The sequence below is a fragment of the Komagataeibacter intermedius TF2 genome (assembly GCF_000964425.1).
In the GTDB taxonomy this organism is placed as follows: Bacteria; Pseudomonadota; Alphaproteobacteria; order Acetobacterales; family Acetobacteraceae; genus Komagataeibacter; species Komagataeibacter intermedius.
The window spans coordinates 1-13,471 of sequence record NZ_BANF01000421.1; the positions used below are offsets into that span (position 1 = coordinate 1).

Here is a 13,471-nt window from a genome sequence, read left to right on the forward strand (position 1 = left end):
CCTTCCCCGTCGTGAACCATGTTCCGTACATCGTCAGCTATGCCGCTACCCTACACTACGGATACGCGCCCCATGCCCCTCCACGGCCGTGTGGCCATGGCGGATGGACGAGTACCCATACATGTTCCGGAAAAGCGAAGGACCGCCCCGGAAATAAACACTGTTTAGTTCAAGCCTTAGGAATTAATGCCTGACACCCTGGCCACATCCTGAAAAATATCGACATATGTTCATTTGCAACCGATTGCCTCAACATGATGTCGCGCCAGAGCAATGCGAACGGTGTTAATTTTACATTAAGCCGATGTCAAGGATTACCCATCATCCCGGCTAGGTTTTTCCATCCCCTATAAATGGATCAGGACAACCAGCCATGACCCGGAAAGTGGATGATCCCTGACCGTCCGGTGCGCCTGACGCAATATCTCCATTACATTTCTTTTTAAATATCAGCGTTATATTTTCATAACCTGATTGCACCGAATCAGGCATGACCGCGTACTCTCCACCCGTCTGGATCATGGCCTGCGTGCATCTGTTTCGCTTGACGGTTTTTGTCGCATTTTTATATGAACGACGTTCATTGTGCCTGCGAAACGCCCGTGCATGTCCGCCCGGTAACGGTAGTACGGTATTTCCATTCCCCTGCGCGGGACATGGAAGGAAGAAAGAAACGGATGAACGCCCCCGCCCCCGCACCAAAAAATGCCCCTTATCACAAGGGCCATGTTGCAGAAGACCTGATACGCATGGCCCGGCACCTGCTTGACCGGGAAACAGTCGAATCCGTGTCCGTGCGCCGCCTGACGCGGGAAGTCGGCGTGACGCCGGCAAATTTCTACAATTATTTTTCCAGCATCAATGACCTGCTGCTGACGATCGCCGCCGAGGCATTCAGGGAATGCACCCGGCAGCTCCGCTATTTCCACCGCAACGCCGCAACACGCACGGATGCGCTGAAGGCGTCGCTGGTGGAATATACAGGCTTCGCGCAGCGTCATCCGCAGACATTCCGCATCATGTTCGGCTACGTGCCCAACGCCATTTCACACCAGATATATCACGTCGCGGCATTGCAGGCTTTTGCCGCCCTGCTGGAGATCATATACGGCCGGAACATGCTCCACCTTCATGATATTGAAGGTACCAGGAAACGGGCCCGTATCGGATATGGCCTGTGCGCCATGGGGCATGGACTGGCGATGATGCTGGCCGATGGCCAGCTGCCGTTTGGCAACAAACCGGGACAGAGCCCGCAGCAGATGATCGAAGACATAGTAGATGCCTTCATTCACAATGAACTGCACCACGCCCTGACGCGGCCAACAGATGACCCGACGCAGGAGCAGATGCCCCTATCCCCTTGAGTGCAGGGAAATTCTGGACTTTACAATGCAGGTTACGGATTTCCGCCATAATGCAATGGGGTGCGGCAGGGCTGAAGGAATTTTACGTCAGACCGTGTATATGAAACCATCTTTCTGTCGCCTTTATTTAAGGGCATAATCACCGGAAATCACATTTCCAACAGATGGATGGTTCCCCCGCCATCTTTCACCATATGTTTCATCACCTGATACCCGCCATACCCATAAGGATGACGTCCCATTTCAAGAGCCTACCATAAAGGAAACGTTGCCGAGGACCTGCGGATTGCAACCGTCAGGATACTGGACACCGAACGGCTGGAAGATCTGTCAGTACGTCGCCTGGCGCGGGAAGTGAAGGTTGCGCCTGCGAATTTCTATAATCATTACGAAAGCCTGAACGATCTGCTGCTGGAAATTGCCGCGGATTATTTCGAGGTTTTCCGCGAACAGGCTGCCCATATCAGCCGCACATCGGCCACCCGGACCGAAGCGCTGAAGCGGACGGTCCTGTATTTCGTGGACTTTGCACGGTTGCGCCCGCAGCTTTATCGGTTGATGTTCGGCTATATACCCGACGCCTATACCTACCCCCGTTACCGACTGACCGCGAGTGCGGCGTTCGAAGACCTCATGGAGCTGATGTATGGCTACAGGGTCTTCACCAGCCGCGATGATTTTGGTCCCGGAGACATGGCCACGCTGGGAAGCAAGGTGCAGATCGGATACGGGATGTACGCCATGCTATGCGGCCTGTCCAATCTGTTCATTGCCAACCCCGTCGAAGGCCCGTTTTCCAAAACGGACAATCCGCGCGAAAGCATCGCGACCTTTCTCAATGGCATTCTTGATGCCTTCATAAGGGGGGACCTGCCAAAGGTGCTCGGGGCCAAGCCCTGATCCCTGGCAGGCCTGTCCGCCATGGGGACGAAGCCGTTCCCTGCTGCCTTCACATAAAGGCCATGAAGCATGTGCCGGGACTGTCTCGTCATGGCACCGTCACTTGTCCTCTTCCCCGTTGGCATACGCTTGCACATACCAGGTGGACAGGGCAAGATGTGCCCTTCAATTCCTCCGGCCCCATGCCGTTCATCCCCTTCACCGTCCAGTCATGACTATTTTCATTCAGGCCTTTCATGCAAGCTGTTTTTTGCATATCAAGGGCGAATTCGTGGAGAGAAGGAAAGAATTTTCTGTCATGGTTCCGGCTCCCTCCCCTGCCCCCTCCAGGCATAAGCAAACGATTGCACAAACGGGACTGACCAGACTGCAGACCTGGCTCTTTGCCTTTCCTGCACTCCCCGCCGCTTTCATCATTTTGCCGATGAATATTTTCATCCCGGCCTTTTACGCCAGCCATACGGCCGTGACCCTGCTGCAGATCGGGACAGCCACATCATTATGCCGGGTCATTGACGCCCTGCTGGACCCTGCCATCGGTTTTCTGTCCGACCATTCCCGCACCCGCTTCAGTGGACGGGGGACATGGGGGGTCGCCAGTGGCGTCATCTGCTGCGTTGCCCTGTTTTTCCTGTTCCAGCCTTCGCCACATGCGACCATCCTGTATTATGGGGTCTGGGCATTTGTCCTGTATCTTGGCTATTCCCTGTTTGAAATTCCCCGTAGCGCATGGAGCGCGGAACTCGGGTCGACCCCGCCTTTGCGGACGCGCATCAATGCGGCAATCGGCCTGTTTACCGTTGCGGGCAGCCTGATCTTCTGGCTGATGCCTGTCATCCTGTTCCGGTTTTATGGCACGACGGGTTTCACGCAGGGAACGCTGCGCGTCATTGTCTGGCTGTATGCAGCACTGATGCTGCCCGCCGTCATATGCATCAAGCGGCATGTTCCCGACAGGCCATCCGCACGCACCATTGCCCCGACCCTGCGTGACCTGGCGCGGTCCCTGAAACAGAACCGTCCCCTTGCGCTGTATTTCCTCGCCATCGCCCTGTGGGGCACGGGACAGGGCATATGGTTTTCCACGACGTTTCTTTTCCTGAATGACTACCTGCGCGTGGGCAGCATGTTCCCGCTCATCATGATCGTGTTTTTCCTGTCCACCATCGCGGCCATCCCGTTATGGGGTGGAGCGGAGCGACGGATGGAACGTCATGTGCTGTGGGCCATCAGCATGATCCTGTCTGCACTGACACGGCCACTTGCCCTGCTGCCTGCGCCGGGCATGCACAGCCTGCCCTTCATCATGCTGCTGACGGCGGCGGGCGGCGCGTTATCCGCCCCCGCCAATTTCATGCCATACGCCATACTGGCGGATGTCATAGATTATGACATCTGGAAAACAGGAACCAGCAAGTCCAGCACCCTTTACGCGCTCAATACACTCATCACGAAAACGGCCCTGGCGATGGGCAGCGGCGCGGGTTTCATCATTCTGGGCTGGGTCCATTATCATGCGGGACAGGCAAATCACGGCCTTCCGCTGACGGGGCTGCTGTTGTGCTATACTGTCATATGCAGCATTCCGCAGTTAATCGCGGCCATGATCATTTTTTATTTCCCAATCGGGCGACACGCACATACGTTGATCCGCCATTGCCTGAACCGACGCTGAACCGACACGCGGATTCCCGTAAGAAATGATCCATAACCGTCCCTTTTTCTTGCGCAGGGAACGACAGGCCACCGGTCGATTATGGCCTGCGTGCATGCTTTCTTTCGTTACGTTACATTCCGTATTATTGTTGCCATCCAGGGCCGCAAATCCCAAAGCCCATCAGAAGTTCAGGAAACACCCCGTCGCCCAGGTAACACGCGACAGGCCGCAGGCCGAACAGATGGAAGTAACCGCGCGCCGCACATCCCAGCGGCTGTTTGATGTCCCGGCCCCTGCAACCGTCATCAGCGGGCAGACGCTTCATGCGTTTGATATTCTGGACATGAAAAGCATCATGAACATGGTGCCGAATGCGGTGGTGCCAACAGATCCGCAGAATATCAATACATACATCAACATCCGCGGCATCCGTCAGGTGGATAACAACGCCGACCCCAATTTTGGCATGTACCGCAACGGGATTTACGATGGCGGCCTGCGCACCAATCTGGGGCCACAGGTGGATGTTGCGCGCGTTGAGGTCAATCCGGGACCACAGACGGGACTGTACGGACGCGACGCCGTGGGGGGCGCGGTCAATGTGATCTACGCAACCCCCGAACAGAAAACCGGCGGGTACCTGACGGGGTCCTATGGCAATTACGGGCGCGGTGAACTGCAGGGCGCGATCAATGTGCCGCTGTCCCATCATTTCGCGATCCGGCTGACGGGCTGGTACATCGACCAGCCCCGGGGCGCCCTGTACAACGCCACATTACACGAATACGAAGACCGCTCCCGCCAGCAGGGCCTGCGGCTGGGCGCAAAATGGACCCCGAATGATCACCTGTCGCTGACATGGATGGCGGAATATTCAGACCTGCATGGCCCCTCTCTGGCGGGGTATGCCCCCAATGGCGTTGCCAACCTGGTCCAGACCGGCACGGCCGAGACGCCGGGCGTGGTGTACCGTGATACCCCCGACCGTTCCCATACCCATCAGTTCTACCTGTCGCAGGACCTGACGTACACATCCCGCTGGGGCACCTTTCAGTGGCTGTCGTCCTATCGTGACTATCACCTCAATGCCGTGGAAGACGGGGACCGCACCGACCTGTCGGCATCGTCCTATCCGCTGACATTGCAGAACCAGTTCGTCCGCCACGAAAACACGCGCAACTATTACACTGAACTGCTATGGTCTTCCCCACAGGACCGTCGCCTGACCTTTATGGCGGGGGCTTCATACTTCCACGAATACTTTTCATTCCAGCAGATCTACAATACAAAAATCGATCTAAGCCTTCTGCAGGGCATGTGGGGAAATATCGCCTGTGACGCGTTACGGGGCGACCCGACATGTTCCACCATTCCCGGTGGTGGTTTCCCCAATACAGGCACGCAGGAGATGAGCGAATACGCCCCCGGTCCCGGGTCGGGCATCGGGACGCAATCATGGTCGGGTTTCATTTCCTCCACCTTCCATTTCACCCCCACGCTCAGCCTGACGGCGACGGCACGCTATACGCACGACCACAAGACACTGTCATATAGCCAGTACAATAATTCCCTGACACCCAGCGGGCAGGCCATTGCCGCCCTGTTCAGCAATGTGTACCCGGACATGTCGCTCCGTGATACCGCGACCTATGGCAACTGGAGCCCCAGCGCCGAACTGAATTACCGGCCATTCCAGAACGTCAATCTTTACGCGCTGTACAGCAATGGCTTCCGTGCAGGTGGGTTCAGCACGACCACCACCACCCCGTCCCTGATCCCCTATGGTGAAGAAACGGCGACCAATTACGAACTGGGTGGCCGCACCCGGTGGCTGGGCGGGCGTCTGGGCGTGAATGCCAGCCTGTTTTACATGACCCAGAACCATCTTCTGCTGGATGAGGCCGATCCACGCGCGCCCGCCGCATTCAGTTTTTACTACCTTGCCAATGTTGGCAGCGCGCGGACGTACGGCGCGGAACTGTCGGCCCGGTTCCTGCCGACAGGCTGGTGGTCCCTTTCGGCCAGCATGGGCTGGCTGCATGCCCGCATGGCCGGTGGCCTGTCATATGGCAGTTATGTCGGCAACCAGCTTCTGCCTGACACCCGGACATGGACGACGAACATACGCTCCGAAATGGCGTATCCCATCACACCCACCCATAACCTGCTGTTCAGCGTAAACTGGCACCATGAGGCAGGTGGCGCGCTGGATATTACCGACATGCCGTGGCATTCGCTTGACCGGCTGGACCTGACACTGGGCACGACGTGGAAGAAAAACCAGCTTGTGGTCTTTGCCAACAACACCTTCAACAACCGTGTCGTGGATTACGCGCTGACCGACGGCATGTATATCCTGACCCCGCCCGCGACCTATGGGGCGCGCTTCACCGCTGCCTTTTAGGGTGTTTCAGGCCCCCGCCCAGTGAACGCCGCCTGTTCGGAAAAGGCGACGTTCCCAATAAACGCTTTCCTATTTTTTTGCTTTTATCAGGCGTGCGGCACGGCTCAGCGCCATGATCGGGAAGAACTGGCGATACAGGTCATAACGCAGCATGAACGCACGTGACAGTTCCGCCCCCTGCAACAGCCGTTTTGACAGCGCGGGATCATCCAGCCTGATGGTCTGGCCAACACCGTAACCGGGGAAGCCGGTGCCAGTGAATTCCTTTTCCTGCCAGCTTCCGTCCGCCTGCTGCAGGTCGATCAGGTACCGGCACCCGCGGGCGATGGCATCGTAATCCTGCGGACGATTGGCGGCGATCAGGCCCATTAGCGCCCATGCGGTCTGCGATGGCGTGGTCGCCCCCCGCCCGACCGCGGACAGTTCCATATAGGATGCGCAGCTTTCACCCCACCCGCCATTTTCCTGCTGATGGGCGACCAGCCAGTCGCAGGCCTTGGTAATGTAAGGCTGCGTCATGTCCTCGCCAATTGCCGCAAGCGCCGGCAGCACCGCCCCCGTACCGTACAGGTAATTGACCCCCCAGCGGCCGAACCACGGCCCGTCGGGTTCCTGTTCGGCGCGGATATAGGCCAGCGCGCGCTGGACGGTGGGTATATGACGCGGCAGGCCCAGAATGCCAAAAGCCTCGATGACATGCGCCGTCACATCCACGGATGGCGGATCAAGCGCCTCGCCAAAATCACAGAACGGAATCTTGGACAGGATGCTGCGGTTATTGTCCTTGTCGAACGCGCCCCAGCCGCCGCACTCGCTCTGCATGCCGATCAGCCAGTTCACCCCGCGGCTTATGGCGTCCTCGACGCCACGTTTCTTCCATTCCTCGCGGTTACGGCACGACGACAGCGCAATCAGGGCAACAGCCGTGTCATCCGTGTCGGGATAGCGGTCATTGGCATATTCAAATGCCCAGCCACCGGGTTCCACATCCGGCAGCTTGATGGACCAGTCGCCCTTCACACGTACCTGACGGTCCAGCAGCCAGCCCAGCGCCTTGTCCATTTCCGGCGTAAACTGTGTTTCGCCATCGGCATCATGCAGGGCCATGATCGCCAGCATGGTATCCCACACCGGGCTGTTCGTTGCCTGGATCCAGCTTGCATCGCCCCTGTCGTGCCGCCAGCCGGGATCATTCAGCGCGGACAGCGCCTTGGCCATGACGGGATGATGGAACTGGTAATCCTCGCCATGCAGCGCCATCAGGCCATACACCCATGGTGGCTGGATGCCCCCCCAGCCACCGTCGGCATCCTGGTGGCGGATGATCCATTCCAGCATGTGCCGGATCGCAGCTTCGCGCAGGGTGCTGCGCTTGAGGAATTTCGACTGCAGCCAGTGCAGGCCACGGTCCGTCGTGCGGAAGAACGTGCCCCAGGGGTCCTTGCCCCCCTTGGCGGGCAGTTCGTAATCGAAATTCGCACGCCCCCCGGGAAACAGCACATCCAGCCGGTCCTGCGGGCGCAGCGGGCGGCTGGGCCTGCGCGCGGACAGGATGGCCAGCGGCACCAGCGTCGCACGCGCCCACTGCGCGAAGTTGTAGATGGAGAAAACGAACTTATTGGGGAACCAGATGACTTCGGGCGGCAGGTTGGGGGTTTTTTCCCACGGCCATTCCCCGATCAGGGCCAGCCAGTAGCGCGTGAAGACACGGACGTTTTTCAGTCCGCCCTTGCTGGCGATCCATGTAGCGGCCCGGCTGATCGCCGGGTCATCGGCGGGATAGCCAAGCGAACGCAGGGCCGCGTAGGATTCCACGGTGGCATTGATGTCGCCATTCCCGGCGCCATAATACGTGCCCCATGACCCGTCCTCGCGCTGCATTTCCAGCAGGGCCTTGCCCAGACGGGGCCGCAGCGGGTGATCTTCCAGCCCGAGGAACCACAGCGCAAGGCACCATTCCGCCTCCATCGATGCATTGGACGCAACCGACCCGACCCAGTGGCCGTCGGGCTTCTGCTGCCCGATCAGCCAGTCACACGCGGAGGAAATCGTATGGGACAGGCTGTTGTCCATCGCCCGCAGGCCCGACGCGGCGACAGCCGGGGCCGGTGTATCGCCTTTCTTCACGGAGCGGGTGCCAGCAGCGGGGAAAGTGGTGTCGGAAGCGGTCTGGGGCGTCGCGGCACCGGCGGGCACCGTGGTTTTTGTTAACGGACGACTTTCCCTTGTCATGTTTTCCATACCTGTGTGAACTATCATGGAGGATGTGAAGGATATTGCTGGTCTGGATCAGGCCGTCTGGGTGTCTGGCAGAAGCAGTCGCTGGAAATCAGCGAAAACCGTATGCCACCATTCCTGATCCATTTCTACAAAGCCCAGGTTTCTTAGAAAAAATGCCCCTTCGGCAGCAAACAGCGCGGTGCGTGCCTGACGGGCCTCCGCACAGTCCGGGTCGCACCCGCTGAACCACCCTGCGTACCAGGCGCGTATCTTCTGTAAATATTTTGGCGACTGAAGCAAGGTGACAAGCATGCCGGCTATTCTGGCCTGGGTTGTGTCATCAAGCTGGCTGACCGCCCGGACATAGGCGCGGGCCCGGTCTGCCACGCTGGCATCCGGCCCGATATGCCGGGCGACACGCGCATCGAATGCATCCAGCCAGCGGTCGATCAGCGCGCTGATCAGGTCATCCTTGCTGCCGAAGCAGTACTGCAGGCCGCCCTTGGTAATCCCCGCTTCGCGCGCCACGGCATCCAGCGTCAGGGCGTTCGCGCCCTCGCGCTGGACAAGCTGTTCAACGCAGTCCAGCACGTTCTTGCGGTCAATGGTCCTGGGGCGCGCCATGCGTTTCCTCTGCCGTTTCAATCCATCCGTATGGAATTAAATCAGGGGCTTTCGCCATGCAAGGGGGGGGCTGCACTCCCCTGCCCTGCTGGCGGCATGTTCAGGCCCGCCTTCCGCGCGTCATCAGGCCCACGATCATGAGGAACGCCAGCAGCATGAAACTGCTGCTGACACTCAGGCTGGCGCTGATCGCCGCCTTGTAGGCTTCACGCACCTGCAGATGCATGGCAGGCGTCAGTCCCTGCACGGCGGCCATGCCCTTTTCCAGAAACGCCGCCACGTCGATCTTTTCAGGCAGGGCGTGCAGCCGTCCCTGCAATGTCAGCGCCATGACCCCGCCCGACAGCGCAACGCCAAGGGAACCGCCAAGCGAACGGATGAAGGCCATCATGGCCGTGGCGATTCCCAGCATGTCGGGCGGCACGGAATTCTGGATGATGACCGTTGCATTGGGCATGCCGATTCCCATGCCCACGCCAAGGCAGCCAAGGCTGAGCAGGAAGAACAGCGCGGGCGCGCCATGCTGGGCGCAGAGCGCGATCAGGGTCAGCGCCGAGAATTCGATCCCCACCCCCATGGCCAGCAGCAGCGTATAGCGCTGCGTTCGTGATGAGACATATCCCCCCACCACCGAACTGACCATCATCGTGCCGACCTGCGGCAGCATCATCAATCCCGATACCTCCGGCGTCTGCCCAAGGACGAGCTGGTAATACAGCGGCAGGAAAACCAGCGACCCCATCATCGCAAAGGACATGATCCCCGTCGCCGCGACACAGACGGAAAAGCTGGCGATCCGCAGCAGTCCCAGGCTGATCAGCGGTTCTGGCGCGCGCCGTTCCTGCCTGATGAACAGCACGAAAAACGCAATACTGCCCGCAAGCAGCAGGACCGTCAGCGGCGACGTCCACGCCAGCGCCGTGCCAACCGAATTGAACAGCAGCAGGAAGCCCGCCGTCGCTACAGCCAGCAGGGCGGCGCCCGGATAATCAATCCGGGGTTCCGCTTCGGACCGTCCGGCAGGCAGGCCGAACATGATCAGGCCAAGGGCCAGAAGCCCGATCGGCAGATTGACAAGGAAAACCCATCGCCATGACAGGGCGCTGGTCAGCACGCCCCCCAGAAAGGGCCCGGCGACGCTGCTGACGGCAAAGGCCCCGGTAAACAGCCCCTGGTACCGGCCACGCTGCTGTGGCGTGACCATATCGCCGATCACCGTCTGCGATAATGTCATGAGACCACCGGCCCCGATGCCCTGCAGCCCGCGAAACACGATAAGCTGCCACATGCCCTGCGCCAGGCCACACAGCAGGGACGCCCCCAGAAAGGCCCCGATGCTGAATGCCAGCAGCGGCCTTCTGCCAAACATGTCGGACAGCTTGCCATACATGGGCGTTGCAATGGTGGAGGTCAGCATGAAGGCGGTGACCACCCACGACATATGCGCCAGACCGCCAAGGTCGGTCACAATGGTCGGCAGCGCGGTCGAGACAATGCTCTGGTCAAGCGCCCCCATGACCATGGTCATGATCAGGCCGGTAAATACAAGAATGCGGGTTGCGGGCGTATAGGTGGAAGCGGGATCCAGCGAAGGGTCAGGCTGCACGGAAATATCCTGTCATGTCGAAACCCGATCATGCAGTTTCCCATGCAGTACAGGCAAGACAACGATCCCGTCACCGCCGCGCGGCCACTCTCCCCTGTCCCGTTCCGCAAACGTCCGGCACAGCCTGTATTTTCAAGACGGCCTGCAAACCCTCAAGACGTCTGTGGCGAAGCTTTTTTCCAGCAGGTTTCGGCAAGCGCCGTCTTTGATATTTAAAATTGCGGCACGCGCAACTTCTTGTTTTTCTTGTCAGAAGGTTACTTTCAGGCAGTCCCTACAAATCCAGCGTCAGGGACGGACTGCGGCTGCGTGAACAGCACAGGGCGATGCTGCCGCCCTGTTCTTCCTCTGTCAGGACCATATCCCTGTGGTCCCCGTCCCCCGCCAGAAGCGGCACGACACAGGCGCCACACATGCCCTGCTCACACGACAGGGCGACATCCACCCCCGCCGCGAGAAGTGCCGAGGCAATGCTCTGCCCTGCAGGCACGGGCACCGTCTGTCCCGATCGCGCCAGCACGACCTCGAACGGACGATCAGACAGGGCATGGGTTGAATCCGTGGGCCGGAAATATTCCGTATGAATCTGCCCGGTCCCCCAGCCTGCCGCAACGGCATGGGCGAAAACGGCGTTCATGAACCCGTCCGGTCCGCACAGCATGATCGCCGTGTCCGGGTCGGGTGAGTCCAGAACGGCGGGATACCCACCGCTACGCGGACTCTGGCTGAAATGGACATGCTCCCGGTACGGACTGGCGTCCAGCATCTCGCGAAACGGCGCACGCTCGGGGTCCCGCGCGTAAAAATGCAGCTGCCAGTCGGCATTGTCACGTTGCAGGCGCATCATCATGGACAGAAGTGGCGTCACGCCAATCCCCCCGCCCACAAGCACATACCGCCGTGCAACCGGCAGGGAAAAGGCGTTGCGCGGGGTGGAGATCTGCAGTTCCATGCCTGGCCGCACCTGCGTACACAGCGATTGCGACCCACCGCGGGAATCCGCCTCGCGCCTGATACACAGCAGGTAGGCGGACGGGTCATCAGCAGACCCGCACAGTGAATACTGGCGGATCAGGCCGGACGGCGTCATGACATCCACATGCGCGCCGGGTTCAAAAGCCGGGAGCGCGTCATCGCCGGGGCGTGCCACCAGACGCAGGCGCACGCACTCCGTCCCTTCGGGGGCGACATCATCGACATGGACCGGAAACAGGGAAGACATGGACCGTAATTTCCTTCAGGCCGTGAAGAACTGGCTCAGCCCCATCGTGCGCAGGGCGCGGCGATAGGCGATCGAACTGCGGTCCGCCATCACATGCGCCTCCAGCGTCGGGTCCAGTGGCAGGTTTTCCGGCTTCTGCGCTTCTACCAGCGCACGGTCTTCCTCGAAAACCTTCAGGTTGAAATCGTACACATCCTGCAGCGGCAGGTCCTTGTCGAAATTCCGGCACATCGGCGCGAACATCCGCGTCTGCCGCGCCGATACGGGTGACGCCGCATTCATGATGACAAGGCGGGCGTTGTCGGGAAAGTGGATTTCCAGTGTCGCGACAAAAGGCACATGCACCCGGAAATGCCGCAGCCATTCGAACCCGGGCCGCCCGCGATCGGACTTGCCTATGGGGTAATTGCCCACACTGCTGCGATATTCCGCCTCAAACCCGTCCGGCGTAATCCGAGTCTTGTACGGTGGCACGACAGGGTTTTCCGGATCGGCAAAGGTGTCGGTATGGACAAAGGCGAAGTGGGCCACGTCAATGAACCCTTCGACCTGCCGACCCGCAAAACCGGCAATGTCGATCCACGGGCAGTTGATCTGCTGGTAGTCCGGGTCATTCCAGTGCGGCATGGGGGGAATGGCGGGCATATCCCCCTCCGGCCGCAGGCAGGTCCAGATCAGGCCATAGCGTTCCACCGCCGGGTAGGTACGCAGGTTAAGCTTTGAGGGAATGGCGCTGTCGGGATGGGCGGGAACCCGGACGCACTTTCCCTGTCCGCCGAAACGGAACCCGTGATAGGCGCAGGCTACGGTCTGGCCATCGCCTTTGCCCATGCTCAGCGGGACACCACGATGCGGGCACAGGTCATCGGCAATGACAATGCCATCGCCCGCGCGATAGACCACCAGCGGGGCATCCAGCAGGGTAACGCCCAGCGGCTGGTCACCCAGTTCGCGCACCAGGGCGACCGGGTACCAGCACCGGGCAAGGATGGTCCAGTCATCCACATCAAACGTCATGTTGCGAGGCAGGCTGTGGGCGTCCGTGGGGCGGGCACAGGCAGTGGTCATGATGGGTTCTCCTGAACGGGCCGGACATGGTCCGGCGGCTCTGTCAGAAAGATCATTTCACAGGCGGTGCGCTCTCAGATATATCATAATTGATCATTTACCATTCTCAAAACAAGAACGCATGCAGCCCTTTTCCCGCTTTCTGGTCTATTTCCTGGCCGTGGCCCGCCATCGCTCCATACGCAAGGCGGCCGAGAGCCTGCATATCGCGGGGTCCGCCATCAACAGACATATCCTGCTGGGTGAAAAACAGCTCCAGACCCCGCTGTTCGAACGCCTGCCATCCGGCATGCGCCTGACGGCGGCGGGCGAACTGCTGTATGGATGCGCCAGACGCTGGGTGAAGGATCTGGATGACCTATGTGGACGGCCGGTTCGATGCAATGGATCACATTTGTTATCT

Annotated in this window: 11 protein-coding genes; 5 read left to right on the plus strand and 6 right to left on the minus strand. The window is 59.6% G+C overall.

Going from position 1 to position 13,471, the window contains the following annotated elements:
- Positions 1-330 precede the first annotated feature (330 nt).
- Positions 331-522, minus strand: a complete 192-nt coding sequence (locus B7449_RS20185) for a hypothetical protein (protein WP_141654858.1) — start codon at positions 520-522, stop codon at positions 331-333.
- Positions 523-677: 155 nt separating this feature from the next.
- Here B7449_RS20185 and B7449_RS17815 point away from each other — a divergent pair, with 155 nt between their 5' ends.
- From B7449_RS17815 to B7449_RS17830, 4 genes are all read left to right on the plus strand, one after another.
- Positions 678-1,367 (plus strand): TetR/AcrR family transcriptional regulator, encoded by a 690-nt coding sequence (locus B7449_RS17815; protein WP_039736167.1) that lies wholly within the window; start codon positions 678-680, stop codon positions 1,365-1,367.
- Between the two features lie 354 nt (positions 1,368-1,721).
- A complete protein-coding gene (locus B7449_RS17820) occupies positions 1,722-2,267 on the plus strand; it encodes a TetR/AcrR family transcriptional regulator (protein ID WP_235721259.1) in 546 nt (181 codons plus the stop codon).
- Positions 2,268-2,565: 298 nt separating this feature from the next.
- Positions 2,566-3,942: an MFS transporter gene (locus B7449_RS17825; RefSeq protein WP_039736171.1), complete on the plus strand. Its 1,377-nt coding sequence runs from the start codon at positions 2,566-2,568 to the stop codon at positions 3,940-3,942.
- Between the two features lie 223 nt (positions 3,943-4,165).
- A complete protein-coding gene (locus B7449_RS17830; protein ID WP_039736172.1) occupies positions 4,166-6,328 on the plus strand; it encodes a TonB-dependent receptor in 2,163 nt (720 codons plus the stop codon).
- Between the two features lie 69 nt (positions 6,329-6,397).
- Here the strand turns inward: B7449_RS17830 and shc are convergent, their stop codons facing one another.
- From shc to B7449_RS17855, 5 genes are all read right to left on the minus strand, one after another.
- Entirely contained in the window at positions 6,398-8,401 is a 2,004-nt protein-coding gene (shc, locus tag B7449_RS17835; RefSeq protein ID WP_235721262.1) for a squalene--hopene cyclase, read from the minus strand.
- Between the two features lie 216 nt (positions 8,402-8,617).
- A complete protein-coding gene (locus B7449_RS17840; protein ID WP_039736173.1) occupies positions 8,618-9,172 on the minus strand; it encodes a TetR/AcrR family transcriptional regulator in 555 nt (184 codons plus the stop codon).
- A 100-nt stretch (positions 9,173-9,272) separates the two neighbouring features.
- The gene (locus tag B7449_RS17845; protein ID WP_039736174.1) at positions 9,273-10,778 is read right to left on the minus strand and encodes an MDR family MFS transporter; all 1,506 of its coding nucleotides are present in this window, start codon (positions 10,776-10,778) and stop codon (positions 9,273-9,275) included.
- Positions 10,779-11,052: 274 nt separating this feature from the next.
- On the minus strand, positions 11,053-12,000 hold the full coding sequence (locus tag B7449_RS17850; protein ID WP_039736175.1) for a PDR/VanB family oxidoreductase: 948 nt from the start codon (positions 11,998-12,000) through the stop codon (positions 11,053-11,055).
- 15 nt (positions 12,001-12,015) lie between these two features.
- On the minus strand, positions 12,016-13,068 hold the full coding sequence (locus B7449_RS17855) for an aromatic ring-hydroxylating dioxygenase subunit alpha (protein WP_039736176.1): 1,053 nt from the start codon (positions 13,066-13,068) through the stop codon (positions 12,016-12,018).
- A gap of 121 nt (positions 13,069-13,189) precedes the next feature.
- Between B7449_RS17855 and B7449_RS17860 the strand changes: the two genes are divergently transcribed.
- Positions 13,190-13,471, plus strand: a 282-nt coding sequence (locus B7449_RS17860; RefSeq protein WP_048883981.1) for a helix-turn-helix domain-containing protein, incomplete at its 3' end; no start/stop codon positions are given.

Coding starts and splice junctions, on each gene's coding strand:
- B7449_RS20185 (WP_141654858.1), bottom strand. CDS start 522: ATGATCCAGACGGGTGGAGAGTACGCGGTCATGCCTGATTCGGTGCAA.
- B7449_RS17815 (WP_039736167.1), top strand. CDS start 678: ATGAACGCCCCCGCCCCCGCACCAAAAAATGCCCCTTATCACAAGGGC.
- B7449_RS17825 (WP_039736171.1), top strand. CDS start 2,566: ATGGTTCCGGCTCCCTCCCCTGCCCCCTCCAGGCATAAGCAAACGATT.
- B7449_RS17830 (WP_039736172.1), top strand. CDS start 4,166: ATGGAAGTAACCGCGCGCCGCACATCCCAGCGGCTGTTTGATGTCCCG.
- shc (WP_235721262.1), bottom strand. CDS start 8,401: ATGGACAACAGCCTGTCCCATACGATTTCCTCCGCGTGTGACTGGCTG.
- B7449_RS17840 (WP_039736173.1), bottom strand. CDS start 9,172: ATGGCGCGCCCCAGGACCATTGACCGCAAGAACGTGCTGGACTGCGTT.
- B7449_RS17850 (WP_039736175.1), bottom strand. CDS start 12,000: ATGTCTTCCCTGTTTCCGGTCCATGTCGATGATGTCGCCCCCGAAGGG.
- B7449_RS17855 (WP_039736176.1), bottom strand. CDS start 13,068: ATGACCACTGCCTGTGCCCGCCCCACGGACGCCCACAGCCTGCCTCGC.